This is a genomic window from Kocuria sp. KRD140 (genome assembly GCF_017168375.1).
GTDB classification, from domain to species: Bacteria; Actinomycetota; Actinomycetes; order Actinomycetales; family Micrococcaceae; genus Kocuria; species Kocuria marina.
In genome coordinates this window covers 82,941-104,342 of record NZ_JABFAW010000002.1, presented here as the reverse complement: position 1 = coordinate 104,342, position 21,402 = coordinate 82,941, and the positions used below count along the sequence as shown (strand labels likewise).

Annotated in this window: 17 protein-coding genes and 1 pseudogene; 15 read left to right on the top strand and 3 right to left on the bottom strand. The window is 70.8% G+C overall.

From position 1 onward, the window contains the following. Positions 1-168: 168 nt before the first annotated feature. Positions 169-2,910 (bottom strand): alpha/beta fold hydrolase, encoded by a 2,742-nt coding sequence (locus J1M36_RS02690; protein WP_286738113.1) that lies wholly within the window; start codon positions 2,908-2,910, stop codon positions 169-171. A gap of 46 nt (positions 2,911-2,956) precedes the next feature. Next, positions 2,957-3,982, bottom strand: a complete 1,026-nt coding sequence (locus J1M36_RS02685) for a 3-oxoacyl-ACP synthase III (protein WP_064846585.1) — start codon at positions 3,980-3,982, stop codon at positions 2,957-2,959. A gap of 345 nt (positions 3,983-4,327) precedes the next feature. Between J1M36_RS02685 and smc the strand changes: the two genes are divergently transcribed. After that, positions 4,328-7,978, top strand: coding sequence for a chromosome segregation protein SMC (smc, locus tag J1M36_RS02680; RefSeq protein WP_206478606.1), 3,651 nt, complete (start codon positions 4,328-4,330; stop codon positions 7,976-7,978). 139 nt (positions 7,979-8,117) lie between these two features. Here smc and J1M36_RS02675 read toward each other — a convergent pair. After that, positions 8,118-9,545 (bottom strand): annotated as a pseudogene (locus J1M36_RS02675) (MFS transporter); the annotation flags it as partial. Between the two features lie 141 nt (positions 9,546-9,686). On the opposite strand from J1M36_RS02675, the gene ftsY reads away from it, so the two are divergent. The 14 genes from ftsY (at position 9,687) to J1M36_RS02605 (ending at position 21,274) form a co-directional block, all read left to right on the top strand. Then, the gene (ftsY, locus tag J1M36_RS02670; protein WP_186317185.1) at positions 9,687-10,793 is read left to right on the top strand and encodes a signal recognition particle-docking protein FtsY; all 1,107 of its coding nucleotides are present in this window, start codon (positions 9,687-9,689) and stop codon (positions 10,791-10,793) included. 274 nt (positions 10,794-11,067) lie between these two features. Continuing rightward, entirely contained in the window at positions 11,068-12,387 is a 1,320-nt protein-coding gene (locus J1M36_RS02665) for an ammonium transporter (RefSeq protein ID WP_342358276.1), read from the top strand. Further along, positions 12,384-12,722, top strand: coding sequence for a P-II family nitrogen regulator (locus J1M36_RS02660; RefSeq protein ID WP_064846134.1), 339 nt, complete (start codon positions 12,384-12,386; stop codon positions 12,720-12,722). Before J1M36_RS02665 ends, J1M36_RS02660 begins: the two co-directional genes overlap by 4 nt. Before the next feature lie 113 nt (positions 12,723-12,835). Further along, positions 12,836-14,407, top strand: coding sequence for a signal recognition particle protein (gene ffh, locus J1M36_RS02655; RefSeq protein WP_064846133.1), 1,572 nt, complete (start codon positions 12,836-12,838; stop codon positions 14,405-14,407). A gap of 6 nt (positions 14,408-14,413) precedes the next feature. After that, entirely contained in the window at positions 14,414-14,908 is a 495-nt protein-coding gene (locus J1M36_RS02650; RefSeq protein ID WP_064846132.1) for an NUDIX hydrolase, read from the top strand. After that, complete coding sequence (locus J1M36_RS02645) at positions 14,905-15,891, top strand: hypothetical protein (protein WP_206478604.1); 987 nt, start codon at positions 14,905-14,907, stop codon at positions 15,889-15,891. Before J1M36_RS02650 ends, J1M36_RS02645 begins: the two co-directional genes overlap by 4 nt. A 177-nt stretch (positions 15,892-16,068) precedes the next feature. Beyond that, on the top strand, positions 16,069-16,497 hold the full coding sequence (gene rpsP / locus J1M36_RS02640; RefSeq protein WP_064846130.1) for a 30S ribosomal protein S16: 429 nt from the start codon (positions 16,069-16,071) through the stop codon (positions 16,495-16,497). Between the two features lie 2 nt (positions 16,498-16,499). Beyond that, positions 16,500-16,742: an RNA-binding protein gene (locus J1M36_RS02635; RefSeq protein ID WP_035964545.1), complete on the top strand. Its 243-nt coding sequence runs from the start codon at positions 16,500-16,502 to the stop codon at positions 16,740-16,742. Between the two features lie 115 nt (positions 16,743-16,857). After that, positions 16,858-17,433, top strand: coding sequence for a ribosome maturation factor RimM (gene rimM / locus J1M36_RS02630; RefSeq protein ID WP_206478603.1), 576 nt, complete (start codon positions 16,858-16,860; stop codon positions 17,431-17,433). Between the two features lie 3 nt (positions 17,434-17,436). Then, positions 17,437-18,387, top strand: a complete 951-nt coding sequence (trmD, locus tag J1M36_RS02625) for a tRNA (guanosine(37)-N1)-methyltransferase TrmD (protein ID WP_206478602.1) — start codon at positions 17,437-17,439, stop codon at positions 18,385-18,387. A gap of 177 nt (positions 18,388-18,564) precedes the next feature. Beyond that, positions 18,565-18,927 (top strand): 50S ribosomal protein L19, encoded by a 363-nt coding sequence (gene rplS, locus J1M36_RS02620; protein WP_206478601.1) that lies wholly within the window; start codon positions 18,565-18,567, stop codon positions 18,925-18,927. A 10-nt stretch (positions 18,928-18,937) separates the two neighbouring features. After that, positions 18,938-19,627 (top strand): signal peptidase I, encoded by a 690-nt coding sequence (gene lepB / locus J1M36_RS02615; protein WP_167318393.1) that lies wholly within the window; start codon positions 18,938-18,940, stop codon positions 19,625-19,627. Positions 19,628-19,760: 133 nt separating this feature from the next. Continuing rightward, positions 19,761-20,576, top strand: a complete 816-nt coding sequence (lepB, locus tag J1M36_RS02610; RefSeq protein ID WP_193519840.1) for a signal peptidase I — start codon at positions 19,761-19,763, stop codon at positions 20,574-20,576. A 20-nt stretch (positions 20,577-20,596) separates the two neighbouring features. Beyond that, positions 20,597-21,274: a ribonuclease HII gene (locus J1M36_RS02605; RefSeq protein ID WP_318281424.1), complete on the top strand. Its 678-nt coding sequence runs from the start codon at positions 20,597-20,599 to the stop codon at positions 21,272-21,274. Positions 21,275-21,402 lie beyond the last annotated feature (128 nt).

Here is a 21,402-nt window from a genome sequence, read left to right as displayed (position 1 = left end):
CTCCATCCGATGCGTTTGCATCGGAATTGCTTGCGTTCCCGTCGTTCCGGGGAGCCGACGACGCCGCCCCGGCCGCGGTGGCCCCGGGAGCGGGCGCAGCGGCGTCGTGATCGTCGGCGCGGTGGCGGCCGGCGCCGGAGCGGTCGGGAGCAGGGGTCTGGTCGTGGCTCACAGGGCACTCATCTTTCCGGTGGCCAGGGCCTGCTCGGCCCAGTCACTCAATTCGGCGCGGTCGATCTTGGAGTTGTGGCGGATGTCCGTGGGCTGCTCGGGGATCACGAGCACGGCGCTCACAGCCAGCCCGGTCGCGAAATCGATCGTAGCGCGCACGCGCTCGGCCAGATCCGCGGGGGCCACGTGGGGCTTGGCGGCCGGGGGCACCGTTTCGATCACGGCCACGGGGGACTGGGAACCGCGGGGGCCCACACCCACGACGGCCACGCGGCCCACACCGGGAACCGTCTGGGCGGCGTGCTCCGCCGCGACGGAAGACACCGGCCCGTCGGACATCGTGATCACGTGGGCCAGGCGGCCCTCGTACCACAGCCGCTCACGGGCGTCGAAGTGCCCCACGTCCCCGGTGCGGTGCCAGCCGGGGGTCAGGTCGGAGGCGCGCTCCGTGATCCACAACCGGTCGTAGTGGTCCTTGGCGTGCGGTGCGCGCGCCACGATCTCGCCGGTGACACCAGGGGTGGTCACGATGTCGGGGGAGACGGAGCCGTCCGCGCGCAGCGGCAATACGCCGAGCTGCGCTCCCTCGACCGGGGTGCCCACACACACGCCGCGGCCCGCACCCTCGACGCCGCTCTGGGCGTCCTCCCGTGCCGCGCGGATCACGTCCAAGCTGACGTCGGTCAGGGGCAACGCCTCGGTCATCCCGTAGGGGGTGTGCAGCTCGGCCGCGGGCATCAGCTCCTGCAACCGGGCGAGCAGCTCCTCGGGGATCGGCGCTCCGGCGGAGAGCATGAGGTCCACCCGGGCCAGCGCATCACGCTCGGCGGGGGACAGCTCGTCCGCGGTGGCCAGGACGTTGGCGATGGCCGCGGGGGACGCGAATACCGCGGTGGCGCCGATCGCCATCGTAGCTTCGGTGAGCGCCTGTGCGGTGAGCGTCTTGGGGCTCGTGACGTCCATGTCCGGTGTGACGGAGGCGGCACCAAGGGCGGGGCCGAGCAGCGCGAACGGCGCGAACCCGGCCACGAGTCCGGTTCCGGCCCGCAGCCCGTAGGTGTCCCGGATGGTGTCGCGCATCCCGGCCATCTGGCGGTGGGTGTAGACCACGCCCTTGGCGGGTCCGGTGGAGCCGGACGTGAACAGCACGGCGGCCGCGGCGTCCGGGTCCACGGCGGGGATGTCCTCCGGGCGCACGGTGGTCACCGAGTCCATGAGCTCGGCCACGGTGTGTTCCACGCCCAGCAGCTTCTTGGACACGGGGTCCAGCCGGTCCGCGGAGATCCGGCGTCCGGGCCAGCCCAGGGCGCGCGCACCCATGAGGGCCTTGCGGATGCCGATGAACCAGTCGGGGGACGAACCGCGCAGCGCCCGGGTCAGTCCCTTGCGGCCCAGCCCCTGGTCCGCGACCACGATCACCGCGCCCATGCGCAGGCACGAGTAGATCAGGGTGGTGAGCATGGAGCCCGGGGGGACCATGAGGTTCACACGGTCCCCGGGGCGCACGCCCGTGCGCAGCAGGGCCACCGCGAGCTGGTCCACGGACGTGCTCAGCTGGGCCCAGGTCACGGTGCGTTCCACGTTGAGCGCCGGTGCGGAACCGTCCACGGTTCCCATGACGGGTCCCATGTCCACGACGGCGGGGGAGGCGTCGCGGCGTCGTGCGTCGAGTTCGGCGAAGAACGGCACGAAGTCCCCGCGACCGCGCGCGCGGCGCTCACGGTGGGCCTGCACCACGGGCTCGTCCTGACCGAAACGCTCACCGAGCCACGTGAGGATCGCTGGGGCGATGTCCCGGGCCTCGGGCAGCAGGTGCTTGGCGCCTTCGAAGCGGTGGACGTCCGCGTGGGGTGCCCGCCGCATGAGGTCCTCGAGGTAACGCTGCTGGAACACGGGATCGTTGGTGCCCCACAGCAGCAGCGTGGGGACCTCGCGCGCGCTCATCCGCCCGGCGATGCGCTCGTACGCCGCGTTGGAGGGGTGGCCCGGTTCGGCGGGGATGTCGGCGACGAAGTGCGCGATGCCCTCGCGGCGCTCGCGGGAGGTGTACGGAGCCTTGTAGGCCTTCTTGAGGTCCTTGGCCGGGGCGGGATCGCACAGGGCCAGGGTGGTGTCCAGGAACGCGGTGGTCCCGGAGGTGAGGGGTTCGTGCACGGCGCGGTTGAGCGCGAGCCGCAGGGCCGAGGGGATGGGCTCGGCGTTGTCGTGGTGAACGGCGGTGTTGGTCATGATGGTCGCCGCGTGGAGCTGCGGGTGTTCCTGCGCCCAGCCCTGGGAGATGAGCCCGCCCCAGTCGTGGGCCAAGGTGACCACCGGCAGTCCGGCGTCGTCGATGCCCAGCGCGTGCGTGAGGTCCCCGAGGTCCCGGACGCGGTCCTCGAGCCGACGGAACAATCCCGTGCGCTCGGAGAAGCCCATGTCCAGCTGGTCCACGGCCACCACGCGCCACGGCTGCTCGGCCGTCTGGCCGGCGCGCACCACGTCCCGCCACAGGTAGGACCACGTGGGGTTGCCGTGCACCGCCAGGATGATCCCGCGGGGACTGCGGCCCGCCTCGGTGATCGCGTCCCCGTTGTCCAGCACGTGCCAGCGGCGCTTCCTGCCGGGCACGGGTTCCACGACCGCCGTGGTCGGGACGCTCACCGTGGTGGACCACGCGGGGTCCACACCCGGCAGCGGGGTGTCGGTGAAGGGCAGACGCACCGTGGTGGTGCGTTCCGGGGAGGGTGTGGAGAGCACGTTGCTCCTCCGTTCTGTGAGGCGGTGACCGGGGGCTACGGGCGGGCTACCAGGCGATCTCCATGAGGGTCGTGTTCAGGCCCGAGCCCACGCCCAGGCACAGCACGCGCTGGCCGGGTTCGAGCCGCTCGGCCTCGAGCGCGAGTGTCATGGGCAGGGCCGCGGCGGCCACGTTGCCCCAGTACGGGAAGGTGAGGGGGACACGGCCCGCGTCCAGGCCCATGTCCTGGATGAGCTTGTTGGTGTGCGAGTTGGAGACCTGGTGGGTCACGTAGGAGTCCATGTCCCGCCACTGCCAGCCGTCCTTCTCGGCCTCGAGCCACGCCTCGACCACGAGGCCCACCCCGTGGTTGAGCAGCCCGGTGGCGTCCGTGAACATGCCGTCGTCCCCGCCGATGCACAGGTGGTTGAACTCCGTGCCCGCGCGCGTGACGGATCCCACGATGCGGTGCCCGTTCGGGTGGCGGTCCGCGGGGCCCACCACGGCCGCGGCGGCACCGCACCCCAGCGTGAGCGTGGCGAACTCCTGCACCACCTGTTCGCGGGTGATGTCGTCCCCGCGCAACCGTTCCACCGCTGCGTGGTGCCACGGGGAGGGGTCCTCACCGGCGACCACCAGGGCGTACTCGATCGCCCCGGCGTCGATCATGGACGCTGCCACGGTTAGGGCATTGACGAAGCCCAGGCACGCGTTGGTCATGTCGAAGTTCAGCGCGGAGCTCGGCAGGCCCAACCGGTCGTGGATGCCCACGGCCACGGCGGGTTCGAAGTTGTCGCGGGTCACGGACGCGTTGATGAACAACCCGATCTGCTCCGGGGCCACCCCCGATTGCCGCAGGGCCTCCTGGCCGGCCTCCGTGGCGCCGTCCGTGAAGTGGCGTCCCGGTGCCCAACCGCGGCGTTCCTTGATCCCGGCCAGTCGCTCGAGCAGCCCCTTGGGCATGCGCAGCCGCCGGAAGGTCTCTGCCAACTCCTCATCGAACCGAGTAGACGGAATTACCACGTCCGCCTCCGTCTTGGTCACGGATAGGACTGCGGCATTTCGGTTTCTGATGGTGGAGTTACCGGTCAATGTGGCGCTTTCGATCAGACGCCACCCGTACCGTCAAGGAATCGATCGTGAGAGGAGAGCCTCGGCGCTCGGGTGAACTAGCGGGTTGGACCGGCTCAGTCTAACGGTCCCGACTGACAGCTCCCTTCGGATGTACGTGGCGTTTCTCTGCGGGCGCAGGCCGTTCCGGCCCCGGTGAGCCGCGGGTGTGAGCCCCCGCACGCGCCCCGCACCGCCGCGGGGCCCGCCCCGGGTAGACTCGGGGGCTGCCCCCGCGCTCGTGATCGCCCAGGTCGGCGCGCCTGTCACCCGCCGGTGCGCGCGCCGAGGGGCGGCGTAAGCGACAACGACATTGGAGACCCCCGCGTGCATCTGAAGACCCTCACCGTGCGTGGTTTCAAGTCCTTTGCGTCCGCCACCACGTTCCACATGGAGCCCGGGGTCACCGCGGTCGTGGGGCCGAACGGGTCGGGTAAGTCCAACGTGGTGGACGCCCTCGCGTGGGTCATGGGGGAGCAGGGCGCCAAGTCCCTGCGCGGCGGGAAGATGGAGGACGTCATCTTCGCAGGCACCTCCGGTCGCTCCGCCCTGGGCCGCGCACACGTGTCCCTGACCATCGACAACGCCGACGGCGCCCTGCCGATCGAATACTCCGAGGTCACCATCTCGCGCACGCTGTTCCGCTCCGGGGGCTCCGAATACGCGATCAACGGCCGTTCGTGCCGGTTGCTGGACATCCAGGAGCTGCTCTCCGACTCCGGGCTGGGTCGGGAGATGCACGTGATCGTGGGGCAGGGGCAGCTGGACCGGATCCTGCAGGCCACCCCCGAGGACCGCCGTGGGTTCATCGAGGAGGCCTCAGGGATCCTCAAGCACCGCCGCCGTAAGGAGAAGACCCTGCGCAAGCTCGAATCGGTGCAGGCGAACCTGGACCGGCTCGAGGACCTCACCGGTGAGATCCAGCGTCAGCTCACGCCCCTGGGTCGGCAGGCGCGCACGGCTCGTAAGGCGCAGCGGATCCAGTACGACGTCCGTGATGCGCGCGCCCGTCTGCTCGCGGACGATCTCGTGGCGGCGCGCGCCGGGATGGACACGGATCAGGACGCGAGCCGCGCGGCGCGCGAACGCAAGGCCGAACTCGAGACCGCGGCCGCGGATCTCGCCCAGCGGCTGCAGGAGACCGAGACCCGTGCCGCGCGCACCACCCCGGAACTGAACGCGGCCCGCACGAGCTGGTACGAACTGAGCACGGTGCGCGACCGCTACCGGGCGCTGGCGGCCCTGGCCGAGGAGCGCCGTCGGCTGCTGGGCAGTACCGAGGAAACCGCCGCCACGAACCGGGACGCGCAGACCCTCGAGGAACAGGCCGCCCGGACACTCGTCGAGGCTGAACAGCTGGCCGAACGGGTCGCGGGGGCGCGCGAGGACCTCGACCGTGCGCATGCGGCGCGTGAGGCCGCCGAATCGACCGCGCGGGACGCGGAAAAGGAATCGGCCGCGCTCGTGCGCCGTGCCGCGGACCGACGCGCGGGGCAGGTCCGGCTCGCCGCGGCGGTCACGGCCGCGCGGTCGGCGCTCACGGCCGCAGAAGCGGACGTGGAGCGTGTTCGCGGGGAGCTCTCCGACGTCGTGACCCGCGCCGAGAGTGCCCGTCTGGACACCGCGTCCCTGCGCGAGACGGCCGAGGCCACCGCGGTCGAGGCGCAGCGCCTCGGGGAACGGGCCCGCGAAGCCCAGGAAACGGCCGACGCCGCTCGCGCCCGCTCGCGGGAGGCGGACGACCACCGACAGCAGACCGCGAGCGCGCTGCACGCCCACATCGTGCGCCTCGAGACTCTGCGCGAGTCCGTGCGGCAACCGGACGGCTCGTCCTCGGTGGCGGACGTCGTCCCCGTGCTGGGGGAGGTGCCGCGGGCCGTGCGCGTGAGCCCGGGGTGGGAACGCGCCGTGGCCGCCGCGCTGGGCCCGTGGTCCGACGCGCTCGCCGTGGCGTCCCACACCTCGGCCGCCCGGGTCTTCTCGCGGCTGCGCGATGCCGGGACGGGTCGCGTGCACCTCGTGATCGCGCGGGAGGACGGCGCGGCCACCGAAGTCACCGGTCCAGCGCTGCCCGAGGGGTGCGTGCGCGCCACAGAGGTCCTCTCCTCGGCCCCGGAGGAATCCGACACCACGGGCCACGCGGCCGTCGTGGCCGCGGTGCGGGCCGCACTCGCCACCACGGTGCTCGCCCCGGACGCGACCGCCGCGCTCGCGGTCCTCGACGCCGCGGCGCAGGACGGGCGGGCCGACGCCGCGTGGCGCGTGGTCACCCGCGACGGTGACGTGTACGGCGTCCATCGGGTCCAGGGCGGAGCCACGGATGCGGCCGGCAACCTCGAGATCCTCGCGTTGATCGACCGCGAGGTGGAAAAGACCGCGACCTTGCGGGACGCCGCAGAGACCGCGGCGGAACGGGCCCGGGAGGCCGAGGAACAGCGCGCGGGCGCGGAACGGGAAGTCCGCGAGACCGGCCGGGCCGCGCAGCGGGCCCAGCAGGAGGCCGCGGCGGCCGGGGCGGCGTCGAGCAGGGCGGAGGCCACGGCGTCGTCGGCGGATTCCGAACTGGAACGGCGCCGCGGTGTCCTGGCGACCGCACAGCAGCGTTTGACCCAGCGGGATGCGGAGCTGCGCGAGGCCGTGGAACGCGCCGAGGCCGCGGAGACCGGGGACGAGGAGGACCTCGACCGCGAGCAGCTCGCGGCCGCGTCCGCCAAGGACCGTGCCGAGGAGCAGGCCCGGACCGCCCGCGAGGTCGAGACCGAGGCGCGGCTCGCGCTGCGCGGGCTCGAGGAACAACATCGCCACGCCGAGTCCCGGGCGCAGGCCCAGGCGCGGGCGGCGCGTACCGAACGTGTCGCGCAGGCCGAGGCCGCGCGGCGTGCGGAGCGTCGCCGCGTGCAAGCGGTCGTGGCGCGGGCCGTGGGGGAGGCCGCGCGCTATCTCCGGGAACGCGCCGACGACGCCGCGGCGCGGGCGGCCGCCCAGCGCGACGCCATCGAGACCAGCAGGGCCGGGCTGGACGAGGTCGCGCAGCGATTGCGCTCCGAACGTGACGAGCTCACCCGGCGGATCGGCGAACTTACCGAACAGCTGCATCGTGCGGAACTGGACCTCGCGCAGCGCCGGGCCCGGCTCGAGGGGCTCGAGACCACGGCCCTCGAGGAGTTGGGGATGACCCCCGACTTCCTCGTGGACTACTACGGCCCCCACCTGCCCGTCCTGGACGCGGACGCAGCGCTCGAGGCGGCCCAGCGCGCCGAGGAGGACGGCGCGCCCGTGCAGCTGGCTCTGCCCCGGATGACCGATGCCGGGACCCCGTTCCGACGCGAGGAGCAGGAGACCCGGTTGCAGCGCGCGCAGAAGCAGCTCAAGGCGCTCGGCAAGGTCAACCCGCTCGCGCTCGAGGAGTTCGCCGCGCTCGAGGAACGCCACAAGTTCTTGGTCACCCAACTCGAGGACGTCAAGAATTCCCGCACGGATCTGCGCAACATCATCCGGCAGGTGGACCAGCACGTCGAAGAGGTCTTCGCCCAGGCCTACCGGGACACCGCGGAACAGTTCGTCTCGGTGTTCGCGACCCTGTTCCCGGGCGGGGAGGGGCGGTTGCGCCTGACCGACCCGGACGACATGCTCAACTCGGGGGTCGAGGTCGAGGCCCGGCCCGCCGGGAAGAAGATCAAGAGGCTCTCCCTGCTCTCCGGCGGCGAGCGCTCCCTGACGGCACTCGCGTTGCTCGTGGCCATCTTCAAGGCCCGGCCGTCCCCGTTCTACGTCATGGACGAGGTTGAGGCCGCGCTGGACGACCGGAATCTGGGTCGGTTGCTCACCATCTTCGAGCAGCTCAAGGAGAGCTCGCAGCTGATCATCGTGACCCACCAGAAACGCACCATGGAGATCGCGGACGCGCTCTACGGAGTCTCGATGCGCGGCGACGGCGTGAGCCTCGTCGTGGGCCAGCAGCTCTCGCAGTTGCGCTGAGGTCTTCCGCCGACGACGCCGCTCGCCCGCCGAGGGTGGGACGGCTCAGCTTGTCGCCGCGCGGGCGCGGCGCAACAGCGCGGCCCCGCGGCGGCGGAAGGTCAGGTCACTCCCGATCCTCGCGGTCAGCGTGGTGCCGTCAGAAGTCAACTCGGTATCGGGATGGGAGAGGGTTTCCCGGATCCGCTCCGGGGCCACTTCCGGTGTCAGGGACGGAACACCATGGCGAGCACGAGCACCGGCGTGGTGATGATCCCGCGGTCCCGTAGCTCCGTGAGGATCGCGTTCGCGACGAACATCGACACGAAAACGACCATGAAGAGTACCGCCGTGGAACGGGGACGACGTCGCTCGGTTGCGGCCACGGGAGCTCACTTCCGTCGGGGGGCGGGGCCCTGGGGCCCTGGGTGCGTGACTCCGGGGGCAGGGTGTCCCTGACCGGAAGCCACGCGACGGCGGCGAGGAGCATGAGCGCTCCCGAGATCCCAAAGGCCCAGCCGAAACCGGCGGCGTCCGCGAGCGCGCCCGCGAGCACGGGGCCGGCGATCTGGCCCGCGTCCGCGCACATCTGGTACCGGGACAGTACTCTGCCGCCCGCTCGATCCGGGCCGATGACATCCGCCACGGCGGCTTGCTGCCCCGGGTTGAGGGTTCCGGAGCCCACCCCGGAGAGCAGGGACAGTACGGCGAACGCCACCACGGACGTGCTCAGCCCCACCCCAATGGTCGCGAGGCCGCACACGAGCAGGCCCGTGAGCACGAGCGGTTTGCGCCCCACGCGGTCGGTGAGCCGCCCCGTGACGGTCAAGGCCGCGGCGTTGCCCACGGCGAACAGTGCCAGGGCGAGCCCGGCGACGGCCGGACCCTCACCGACCACCTGGACGGCCAGGAGAGGGACCAGGGCCACGCGTACGCCCATGGCCGTCCAGCCCGTGGAGAAGCTGGACACGAGCGCGGCACGGTACGCTCCGGCGTCGAGTGCTTCGCGGACGCGCATGGGCGGCTGGGCCCGGCCGGTGCGTCTGGCGCCGATCGTCTCGTCCTTCAGCCGCAGGTACACCACGAGCACGGCGACCAGCAGAGCGCCGGCGTAGATCAGGAACGGGGCGTGCATCCCGAGACCCGCGAGCAGTCCGCCGAGCACGGGCCCCAGGATGCCGCCCAGCAGGAACGCGGTCGCGTAGTACCCGGAGACCCGCCCGCGCATGGTGGGCGGGGCCAACCTCACGATCAGGCCCATCGCGGACACCGTGAACATCGTGGACCCGATGCCCCCGAGACCGCGGAAGATCAGCAATTGCCAATAGGTCTGCGCGAAGGCGGTCGCGGCCGAGGACAGGGCCACCACGAGCAACCCGATCAGGTACGTGGGCCGCTCACCCAACTTGTTGACCACCGCACCGCTCGCGGGGGCGAAGACGAGCCGGCACAGGGCGAACGCGCTGATCACGGCGGAGGCCGCGGCCACGCCCACGCCGAAACTGGCCGCGAACTGCGGCAGCACGGGCGCCACGATCCCGTAGCCCAGAGCGATCACGAAGGCCGCAGCGATCAGGACCTTGATGGGCTCGGGGACCCTGCCGCGCGGCGCGGGTTTTCCGGCGGCGTCGTCCGATGCCGCCGCACCAGCGCGCGCGTCGTCGGGGGAGGCGGGCGGGACACGCCCTGCAGTTTATGGGACATTAGGAGGGTGATCACGACTGACCTGATGTGGATACTCATTGTCGCCGCGGTGGTGGTGGTGCTGCTCGTGGTGTTCGGCATCCTGCTGCTGCGCCGACCCAAGGCACCGCGGGGAGGTTACACGGACACCCGGGACCTGGACGACGTCCCGGAGACCGAGGGCGACACCCTCGTCGAGGACAGACCGGTCAGCACCCTCGAACGCCCGGAGTCCGCCCGCGGGCGCCTGGCCCGGTTGCGCGGACGGCTGGCCAAGTCCAACACCATGCTCGGCAAGGGTCTGCTGGTCTTGCTGTCCCGCGAACGCATCGATCAGGACACGTGGGACGAGATCGAGGACACGCTGCTCATGGCGGACCTCGGCACGGACGCGTCCCTCGAGCTCGTGGAGAACCTCAAGAAGCGCGTGCGGGTCGAGGGCACCAAGGACCCCGCGCACTTGAAGTCCCTGTTGCGTGAAGAAATGCTCGCGCTCGTGGACCCCACCCTGGACCGTTCCCTGCGCACCGAGTCCGCCCCGGGCAAGCCCGCGGTGGTCCTGGTGGTGGGTGTCAACGGCGTGGGCAAGACCACCACGGTCGGCAAGCTCGCGCGCGTGCTCGTGGCCGAGGACAAGGACGTCCTGCTCGGCGCGGCGGACACGTTCCGCGCGGCCGCCGCTGACCAGCTCGAGACCTGGGGAGCCCGCGTGGGCGTGCCCACGGTGCGCTCCGAGCAGGAGGGCGCGGACCCCGCCTCGGTCGCGTTCGATGCCGTCAAGGCCGGCATCGACCAAGAGGCGGATGTGGTCCTCGTGGACACCGCTGGCCGGCTGCAGAACAAGGCCGGTCTGATGGACCAGCTCGGCAAGGTCAAGCGCGTGATCGAGAAGGCCGCCGAGGTGGACGAGGTGCTGCTCGTGATCGACGCGACCACCGGGCAGAACGGCATGACCCAGGCCAAGGTCTTCGCGCAGGCCGTGGACATCACGGGCATCGTGCTCACCAAGCTTGACGGCACCGCCAAGGGAGGGATCGTGGTCGCCATCCAGCGCGGCCTGGGCGTGCCCGTCAAGCTGATCGGTCTCGGCGAGGGCCCGGACGACCTCGCACCCTTCAACGCCGAGCAGTTCGTGGACGCGATCATCGACTGAACCTGCTCCCTCTCGCGATGCCGACGGCGCCCGCCCCCCCCCTAGGGGGAGCGGGCGCCGTCGTCGGGGCACCGGCACTTGCACTGGCCCCTGCCACTGCACTGGAACCGGCATCGACACCGGCACCTGAGGAGTTAACACGATCGTCACACGCGGACGTGACGTGAAACACCGGCGTCACGAACCCGCGCCGTCGCGGTAACACCCGCCCCGTTGACTGTGTGCAAGAGGTGCAAAGGCTGTGCCGACACGAGACAGGGACGAGGTGATCCGGGTGGAGTTGACCGCCGGACACGTGTGGACCGTGGTGGCCGCGGGGTTGGTGTTCTTCATGACCCCCGGACTTGCACTGTTCTACGGAGGCATGACCCGCGCCAAGGGTGTGCTGAACATGATGATGATGAGCTTCGCCGCGCTCGGCGTGGTGGGCGTCGTGTGGGTGCTGTGGGGCGGTTCCATGCTCGCCGGGGACCCGGTGCTGGGCGGCCTCAGCGCGGATCCGTTCGCGCACTTCGGTCTGCACGGCCTGATGGGCACCGAGGACCTGCTGTCCTCAGACTTCTCCGTGACGTTCGCGATCATCACCGTGGCCCTGATCTCCGGCGCGATCGCGGACCGCACCCGGTTCGGCACGTGGGTGGTCTTCACGCTCGTGTGGGTCACCCTGGTCTACTTCCCCCTCGCGTACATGGTGTGGGGTGACGGGCTGTTCTCCGAGGACGGCGCCCTGGGCCGGATCTTCGGCGAGCCGATCGACTTCGCCGGCGGGCTCGCCGTGCACATCAACGCGGGTATCGCGGCGCTGGTGCTCATCCTGCTCATCGGCGCCCGCCGCGGCTTCGGCCGCGACTCGGGCCAGCGCCCGCACAACCTGCCGCTCGTGATGCTCGGCTCGGCCATCCTGTGGTTCGGCTGGTTCGGCTTCAACGCCGGCGCCGCAACCACCGTGGAGCAGGCCGCCCTGATCTGGACCAACACGCTCGTGGCCCCGGCTGCGGCCATGCTGGCCTGGCTGCTCACCGAGCGCATCCGGGACGGGCACGCGACGTCGCTGGGTGCGGCGTCGGGCGTCGTCGCCGGGCTCGTGGCCATCACCCCGGCGTGCGCCAACGTGACCCCGCTCGGCGCGATCCTGCTCTCCGCCGTGGCCGGTGCGTGCTCCGCGATCGCCGTGGGCCTGAAGTACCGGATCCACCTGGACGACTCGCTGGACGTGTGCGGCGTGCACCTGGTCTCCGGCATCGTCGGCACCGTGGCACTGGGCTTCCTGGCGATCCCCTCCGAGGGCCGGGCCGGGCTGTTCTACGGTGGTGGCTGGGGCCTGCTGGGCACCCAGCTCGCCGCGACCCTCTTCGTGACGCTCTACACCAGCGTCCTCACGCTGGTCATCGGGCTCGTCCTGAAGGCCACGATGGGGCTGCGGATCACCCGCCGGGACGAGGTCATCGGCGTGGACCTCACCCAGCACGCGGAGTCCGCGTACTCGCTGAAGGACGAGGCCACCGGCTACTTCGCCGGGCAAGCCCCCGCGCGGCCCCTGCCCGGGACCGCCGAAGCCCCCGTGCCCGCCGCCAGCAAAGGAGACAACCAGTGAAGCTGATCACCGCAGTGGTGCGACCCGAGAAGTTCAGTGACGTCAAAGACGCCCTGGAGAGATACGGCGTGCAGGGCATGACCGTGCTGACCGTCCACGGCTACGGCCGCCAGCGCGGGCACCGTGAGGTCTACCGCGGTGCCGAGTACACGGTGGACCTCCTCGAGAAGGTGCGCATCGAGACGGTCGTGGAGGATGGCGAGGTCCAGGACCTCGTGGACGTCATCGTGACCTCCGCACGCACGGGCGAACCCGGGGACGGCAAGGTGTGGGTCACTCCCGTAGAGAACACCGTGCGCGTGAGCACCGGCGAACTGGGTGACGTCGCGCTCTGAGGTCGCGCGCGACGTCGTCGGCACAGGCCCCGTCCGGGCGACCGGGCGGGGCTTCGCTTGCTAACCTGGGACACTGAATTCATCCGTTGTCAGACGAAAGCAGCGACCACCCCGTGTTCAATTCACTGTCCGACCGGCTCACAGCGACCTTCAAGAACCTGCGCGGCAAGGGCCGGCTCTCGGAGGCCGATGTCGATGCCACCGTCCGGGAGATCCGCCGGGCCCTGCTGGAGGCGGACGTGGCCGTGCCCGTGGTCCGGGAGTTCACGGCGATCGTCAAGGAGCGCGCGCTCGGCGCGGAGGTCTCGGAGGCGCTGAACCCCGGCCAGCAGGTCGTGAAGATCGTCAACGAGGAGCTGCAGAACGTCCTCGGCGGCGAGACCCGGCGGATCAACCTCGCCAAGACCGGGCCCACAGTGATCATGCTCGCGGGCCTGCAGGGTGCGGGCAAAACCACCTTGGCCGGCAAGCTTGGCAAGTGGCTCACGGACCAGGGCCACAAGCCCGTGCTCGTGGCCTCCGACCTGCAGCGGCCCAATGCCGTCACCCAGCTGCAGGTCGTGGGTCAGCGCGCCGGGGTACCCGTGTTCGCCCCCGAGCCCGGCGCCACCTCGGAGTTCGACGACCCCACGGGGGATCCCGTGAAGGTGGCCCGCGACGGCGTCGACTTCGCCCGCTCCAAGCTCTACGACGTCGTGATCGTCGACACCGCCGGACGCCTGGGCATCGACCAGGCGCTGATGAACCAGGCGCGCGACATCCGCGACGCCGTGGACCCGGACGAGGTCCTGTTCGTCATCGACGCAATGATCGGTCAGGACGCCGTGAACACCGCCAAGGCGTTTGACGAGGGCGTGGATTTCACCGGCGTGGTGCTCTCCAAGCTTGACGGCGACGCCCGCGGCGGCGCGGCCCTGTCCGTCCGCGCGGTGACCGGCAAGCCCATCATGTTCGCGTCCACGGGCGAGGGCGTGCGGGACTTCGAGCAGTTCCACCCGGACCGGATGGCCTCGCGCATCCTGGACATGGGTGACGTCCTCACGCTCATCGAGCAGGCCGAGCGACAGTGGGACAAGACCGAGGCCGAGCGGATGGCCAAGAAGTTCACCGATCAGGAGGACTTCACCTTCGAGGACTTCCTCGCGCAGATGCAGCAGCTGCGCAAGATGGGGTCCATGAAGAAGATGCTCGCCATGATGCCCGGCGCCGCCGGGATGCGCGAGCAGCTTGAGAACTTCGACGAGCGGGAGATCGACCGCGTGGAGGCCATCGTGCGCTCCATGACCCCGCACGAACGCGTGGCCCCCAAGATCATCAACGGCTCGCGCCGCGCGCGCATCGCGAAGGGTTCCGGCGTCTCGGTCTCCGAGGTCAACCAGCTCATGGAGCGCTTCGCCCAGGCGCAGAAGATGATGAAGCGCCTGGCGCAGGGCAAAGGCGTGCCCGGGATGCCCGGCGGCATCCCCGGGATGGGCGGCGCCGGCGGGGGTGCTGCCAAGAAGGGCAAATCCAAGAAGAAGAGCTCGCGCTCCGGCAACCCCGCCAAGCGCGCGCAGGAGAACGCGGCCCTCGCCTCCGGTCAGAAGCCGGCGGCGCCGGGCAGCGCGTTCGGTGCCCAGGGCAAGGACCTGGACGCCGAGTCGCTGAACCTGCCCAAGGGCTTCGAGAAATTCCTCGGAAAGTAGGCGGTCATGGGTTCATACCTCCCCGACGACGAACTGCGCAGCTTCATCGCGTCGCTGCCCACCCGGCGGCTCGCGTCCGCCGCGATCATCCGGGACGAGAGCGGTCGCGTGCTCACGGTCGAACCCAATTACAAGGACGACTGGACCCTGCCCGGCGGCACCGTGGAGGCGGGGGAGGATCCCCGCACCGGGTGCTTCCGCGAAGTGGTGGAGGAGGTCGGCCTGCACCTCGAGGGCGGGCGGCTGCTCGCGGTGAGCCACGGCGTGGGCATGGGCATGTGGGGGGACTCCGTGTCCTTCCTCTACGACGGCGGGCAAATTCCCTCCGACACGCCCATCACGGTGCAGGAGGAGGAACTGCTCTCGTACCGGTGGGTGGCCCCCGAGGAGCTCGAGACCGTGCTGAGCTCCGGCCTGGCGCAGCACATCCGCGCGGCTCTGGAGGCCTTGCGCTCCGGGACCGTGGTCGAACGCGTCATGGACGGCGGCCGGCGCGCATGAGTGCCGCGCCGCGCACCGCGCTGATCGTGCACGCGGACGCCCCGCAGTTGCCGTTCATCGCCACCGCTCTGGGGACCAGGTTCACGGCGCTCGCGCGCAACGGCTGGTCAGTCGTGCTGGTCCCGGACGAGTTGGACCCCGGGGCCCTCGCTGCGGCCGCGGACCCTGACGCGATGGCCGTCCTGATCTCCTCGGACGGGGAGAGCCGCAGCCTGCGGATCTACCCACCCGTGAACTCGTTGAACGCTCGTGAGTCGTGGAGTGCCCAGTTCGCGCGGATCGCGGACGATTCCACGCTGCGCTGGGAACCCGCGGAGTCCGCGACCGACCTCGTCCTCGAAGCGCTCCGGGGGCAGGCGAGCCCGGTGCCCACGGCCCAGCCCGCGCGTGACGCGCAGGACACGAACGGCGCTCTGGATTTCAGCGGTGCCCCCGATACCGCCAGCGCCGCGGGCGCGGACGACGCCGCGTCGTCGCCCGCCGCGGGCACCGCCGAGGCCCGCATGCTGACCACGGTGGAGTTCATCGCGTCCCTGACCGAGCTGGACGCCGCCGCCACGGCCCGGCTCGAGAACTACGCGCGCACGCCCAGCTCGGGGCTGCTACTGGAATCCGTCCTGCAGCTGCTCGGCCTACCCACCGTGGCCGCGAAGCTCGTGGAGTCCCAGCGCGAGCTGCACGAGGTCGACGGTGTCACGGACTTCGAGCCCCGGCCCCTGGGTCTGTCCATGCTGGCCGCCGCGAGCGTGGAGCCTAGCGGCGGGGACGTGCTGTCCCGGATCCAGCGGGCCTACGTGCGCAGGCCGGGACTGCTGCTCGCGATCGGGGGAGCGGAGATCGCCCTCGGCGCAGGGCTCGCGGGTCTCGCAGCCCGCGGGGGACGCCGTGCCGCCGTGCTCGGTTCGGCGTCGGCGGCGCTGTTCACGGATGCCGCCCTCCAAGCCGCCCTGTGGGCCTCGGTGCGCGCACGCAAGAACCGCTGACGCGTTCGCCCCGACCGCCCGCGGTTTGACACGTATGGCACAATGGTCGGGTACTCGACCCGTGCGGACCCTCTCACCGCGCGTGCTGTCGCGTCCACAGGAAATCTACTCACGGCCCGCCCCACGGGCAGGTGTGTGCGATGTCCGATTCCATTCGAAACAGGAGTAACCACACAAGTGGCAGTCAAGATTCGTCTCAAGCGTATGGGTAAGATGCGTGACCCTCGTTACCGCGTGGTCGTCGTGGATTCCCGCAAGAAGCGCGACGGTCGCGTGATCGAAGAGGTCGGTGTGTACCAGCCCACCGAGCACCCCTCGTACATCAACCTGGTGTCGGATCGCGTGCAGTACTGGCTCGGTGTCGGTGCGCAGCCCTCCGAGGCCGTGCTGTCCCTCATGAAGATCACCGGTGACTGGCAGAAGTTCAAGGGTGAGCCGGGCGCCGAGGGCACCCTCAAGCAGCCCGAGGCCAAGGCGGAGTTCGTGGCCCCGGACAACGGTTCCGTGATCATCCCCGAGGCCATCACCGCCAAGGCCGACAAGGCCGAGGAAGCTCCCGCCGAGGAGACCGCGGCCACGGAGGACGACGCCGAGAAGGCAGAGTGAGCATGCTCGCCGAAGCGCTCGAGCACCTGGTCCGTGGCATCGTGGACAGCCCCGACGACGTGTCGGTGCGCTCCCGCGACGGCCGGCGCGGTCAGACGCTCGAGGTGCGAGTGCACCCGGACGATCTGGGTCGCGTGATCGGGCGATCGGGACGCACGGCCAAGGCCCTGCGCACCGTGGTCTCGGCACTGGCTTCCGGCGAGAACGTTCGCGTGGACGTGGTCGACACCGACCGGCGTCGCTGACGCGAACACACGTATCACGGCCCCCGTTCCTCGCACCGAGGAGCGGGGGCCGTGGTCGTTGCCCGCGCGGTAGCGTGCGGGCCCCACACAGCACGAGTCGCCACGAGGAGATGCCATGAGCGTTCGGGTAGCCCGGATCGGTAAACCGCACGGGGTGCGGGGAGAAGTCACGGTGGAGTTGTTCACGGACGACCCGCGGGCGCGGTTCGCCCCGGGCTCCGTGCTCGAGGTGCAGCCCGCCCGTGAGCGGGGCAGGGGCGAGGGCAATGCACCGGCCGGGGCCGGCTCCCCGCAGCTCGAGCACGTGACCGTGAGCGGTTCCCGGTGGAACAAGAACGTGCTGGTGGCGCGTTTCGAGGAGATCGAGGACCGCAACGCGGCGGAGGCCGCGCGGGGTCTCGAACTGTTCGCGGAGGCCGCGGACCTCGAGCTCGACGACGACGAATGGCACCAGGACGACCTGCTGGGTCTCACGGCGGTGGACATCACACGGGACGACGCCCGGATCGGGACGGTCAAGGCGCTGATCCAGGGTGTCGCCCAGGACCTGTTGGAGATCACCCCGGACGGCGGCGGGCGGCCCGTGCTCATCCCGTTCGTGGAAGAAATCGTCCCCGAGGTGGACCTGGACGCGGGTGTCGTGCTGGTGAGCCCGCCCCCGGGCCTGCTCGAGCTCGCGGAAGCGGAGTAAACCGTGCGCATCGACGTGCTGAGCATCTTCCCCGAGTACCTGCAGCCCCTCAACCTGTCACTGATCGGTAAGGCCGTCACGGACGGGGTCCTCCACCTCGCGGTCACCGATCCCCGCGACTTCACCACCGACCGGCACCGCACCGTGGACGACACCCCCTACGGCGGGGGCGCGGGCATGGTCATGAAGCCCGAGCCATGGACGCTCGCCCTCGAGTCGGTGGTGCGCGCAGGGGGCGACGCCGCGGCGTCGTCGTCCGCTCGGACCGCACCGGAGGCCCCGGAGACCGCGGTACCGGCTGTCGTGACGAACCCTGCGCAGACCACAGAGCCGGGTGCCGCAACGTCGTCCTTCACCGTTGGGAAACACTCCGCGGCACCCGTGCTCGTGGTCCCGTCCCCGGCGGGGGAGGTGTTCACGCAGCGGATCGCGTACGAACTGGCAGCGGAGGAGCACCTGATCTTCGCGTGCGGGCGCTACGAGGGGATCGACGAGCGCTTCATCGACAACGCTCGGACCGAGGTGCGGGTGCGCCCCCTGAGTCTGGGCGACTACGTGCTCAACGGGGGAGAGGTCGCAGTGCTCGCCATGGTCGAGGCCGTGACGCGGTTGATCCCCGGCGTGATCGGCAATCCGGAATCACTGGCCGAGGAGTCCCACACGGGCGGGCTGCTCGAGTACCCCGTGTACACGAAACCCGCGGTGTGGCGGGAGCGGGCCGTGCCCGAGATCCTGCTGTCCGGTCACCACGGGCGGATCGAACGGTGGCGGCGGGACCAGCAACTCTCACGCACCGCGCAGCGCCGCCCGGACATGATCCTGGCCCTGGACCCCGCACAGCTGGACAGGGCGGACCTCGCGGTGCTCGCCGAGACCGGCTTCCACGTGACGGGTGGATCGTGGCGCCGTGACGGCGGGCACGCGGCCGCGGAAGGCACGCCGGATATGGCATAATAGAGCGCTGTGTGTGCGTCGGGCACGCCCCTGCCGCAGGGGGGAGAGCGACCAACGACGCACCACCCGGCACGGCCATCCCAAGTTTCGTCCCGGATCCTGGAGCGATGCCACCCCGCGCGGGGTGACACGCGGACCACACGTGGGAGACCTGCGGCGATCACGAGGAGTTATGTCATGAAAATTCTTGACCAGCTTGATGCCAAGTCGCTGCGCAACGACGTCCCGGACTTCCGTGCCGGTGACACCCTCAACGTGCACGTGAACATCGTGGAAGGCAACCGCTCCCGTGTTCAGGTGTTCAAGGGCTTCGTCGTGGGCCGTCAGGGCTCCGGCGTGCGCGAGACCTTCACCGTGCGCAAGGTCAGCTTCGGTGTGGGCGTGGAGCGTACCTTCCCGGTGCACTCCCCGATCATCGAGAAGATCGAGCTCGTGAGCCGCGGCGACGTGCGCCGTGCCAAGTTGTACTACATGCGCGATCGTCACGGTAAGGCTGCTCGCATCCGCGAGAAGCGCGACTCGAGCGCATCGAGCAAGTAAGACTCACCGGGTGCCACAGCACACGGAACACGCGGAGGGCCCGGCATCTGCCGGGTCCTCCGCCGTGAAACGGCCCGTTTCCACGCGCCGGTGGTGGTTGTGGGTCGTGGCCATCGCCCTGCTCACGGCCTTCGTCCTGGCCTCGGTCGTGCGCGGTTTCGTGGCGGACGTCTACTGGGTCGGTTCCGATTCCATGGAGCCCACGCTCCAGGGCGGGGACCGGGTGCTGGTGGACAAACTCGTCTCGGGGAACGACGTCGCTCGGGGCGAGCTGGTGGTCTTCGACGGCCGCGGTTCCCTGGACCCGCTGCACTCGACGGACCCGTGGCACCAGCAGGTCGCCCACACCCTGGGCCGCTGGCTGGGCGTCACCGGTTCAGACACCGCGTACGTCAAGCGGGTCATCGGGGTCGCAGGGGACACAGTGTCCTGCTGCACCGCGGACGGACTGGTCACCGTCAACGGCCGGCCACAACACGAGGACTACGTCTTCCCCGGGGACGAGCCGTCCCGGATCCCGTTCACGGTGCACGTGCCCGAAGGACGGGTGTGGCTCATGGGTGACCACCGCAGCGTGTCCGTGGACTCCCGATCGCTGCTGGGCTCGCCGGGCGGCGGCCTGATCCGCACCGAACGCATCGTGGGCACCGCCGAGCGTGTCGTGTGGCCCCCGGAGCGTGCCCGTACACTGCGGGAGTGACGGTCTCGGTGCTCCGCCCCGCCCCGCCCACCCCCCGCGCGGGCGGCATCCCGGGCGCGAGCGACGTCGCCGAGCAAGCTTCCGCGCGCGAACACGCAACCGTGTCCGTGGGACCCGAGAAGAGGAATGCGTAGTGGCTGAGCAGCATGGATCAGGTGTCGAGGGCGTTCGCGGACCGGGTGAGCCCGCACCGCAGCGCGACCCCGGCGGCGCGGCGGCACCCCGGGACGCGCGGGCGAGCGAATCCGGCGCACGGCGCCGCGGCCGCCGGGGCGCCAAGGAGCCCACGACCGGGTGGGGCGCGGTCAAGGAGATCCTGATCGTGGTGGCCCTCGCGCTCCTCATCGCGTTCCTGGTCAAGACCTTCCTGATCCGCGGCTTCTTCATCCCCTCCGGGTCCATGGAACAGACCCTGGAACTCAACGACCGGATCTTCGTCAACGTGCTGGACGGCCGCACGGGCAACATCGACCGCGGCGACATCGTGGTCTTCGAGGACACCCAGGGTTGGCTGCCCGAGGCGCCCCGGACCGCGGCCAACCCCGTGCGCGGCGCGCTCGAGTTCGTGGGCCTGATCCCCGACAGCAGCCAGCAGGCCCTGGTCAAGCGCGTGATCGGCGTGGGCGGGGATCACGTGACGTGCTGCGACGCGTCCGGGCGGGTCACGGTCAACGGCGAGGCGCTCGATGAGCCCTACTTGTACCCCGGGGCAGCGCCGTCCGACATCTCGTTCGACGTCACCGTGCCCGACGGCAAGCTGTTCGTGCTGGGTGACCACCGCAACGCCTCCGCCGATTCCCGCTACCACATCGCCACCGGCACCGGGTTCGTGAGCGAGGACGACGTCGTGGGCACCGCGTTCGTGATCGCGTGGCCGCTCGATCGCTTCCAGTTCCTGCACAACCCCGCCGAGGTGTTCCAGGACGTCCCCGCGGCCGGCGGGCAGTGAGCCCCGCGACGCCGCGCACCGTGCCCACGCTCGAACTGGAAACGGAACTCGCGCGCGCCGGGCACCGCTTCGTGGCCGGAATGGACGAGGTGGGCCGGGGAGCCCTCGCGGGCCCCGCGAGCGTGGGCCTCGCGGTCCTGGACCTCGAACGGATGACCGGGGGAGCGCCGTCGGACCCGCCGCCGTGGCACGGCGTGCGTGACTCCAAGGCCCTGAGTCCAGCGCGGCGTGCGGCCCTCGCGCGCACGATCGCGGCGTGGGCCGTGGGCACCGCGGTGGGGCACGCGCAACCGCGCGAGATCGACCAGTTCGGTGTCACCGCCGCGCTGCGCTTGGCCGGGCTCCGGGCACTGGCCACCGTGGCCGCACACGGCACGCGCGTCGATGCCTTGATCCTGGACGGTTCCCACAACTGGCTGGACGCACCCCCGGTGCTGGGGCAGGACGCCGACGACGCCGCGTTGCCGCCGGTCGTGCGCACATTCGTCCGGGCCGATGCGCACTGTGTCAGCGTGGCGGCCGCGTCAATCCTGGCGAAAGTGGAGCGCGACGAACTCATGGTCTCGCTCGGCCGCGAGTTCCCCGCGTACGCGTGGGAGTCCAACAAGGGCTACGGCAGTGCTGTGCATCGCGCGGCGCTGCTCGAACACGGCACCACGCCGCAGCACCGGCTCAGCTGGAACCTTGGCGCGCGGTAGTCCGCTGGTCACCCGCATTCCTTCGCAGGTGAGGTGGGGGCCTGGTACTCGAAGGCCCATAGCGCGTCCTGGACGGATCCGCCCTGCACAGGCGCGCCCCGGCCATGGCCAGGAGTGTCGTCGCGCAT

What these genes read in the sequence shown, in the direction of transcription:
- ftsY (WP_186317185.1), top strand. Translation starts at nt 9,687, where the DNA reads ATGTGGATACTCATTGTCGCCGCGGTGGTGGTGGTGCTGCTCGTGGTG.
- J1M36_RS02650 (WP_064846132.1), top strand. Translation starts at nt 14,414, where the DNA reads ATGGGTTCATACCTCCCCGACGACGAACTGCGCAGCTTCATCGCGTCG.
- J1M36_RS02645 (WP_206478604.1), top strand. Translation starts at nt 14,905, where the DNA reads ATGAGTGCCGCGCCGCGCACCGCGCTGATCGTGCACGCGGACGCCCCG.
- J1M36_RS02635 (WP_035964545.1), top strand. Translation starts at nt 16,500, where the DNA reads ATGCTCGCCGAAGCGCTCGAGCACCTGGTCCGTGGCATCGTGGACAGC.
- rimM (WP_206478603.1), top strand. Translation starts at nt 16,858, where the DNA reads ATGAGCGTTCGGGTAGCCCGGATCGGTAAACCGCACGGGGTGCGGGGA.
- rplS (WP_206478601.1), top strand. Translation starts at nt 18,565, where the DNA reads ATGAAAATTCTTGACCAGCTTGATGCCAAGTCGCTGCGCAACGACGTC.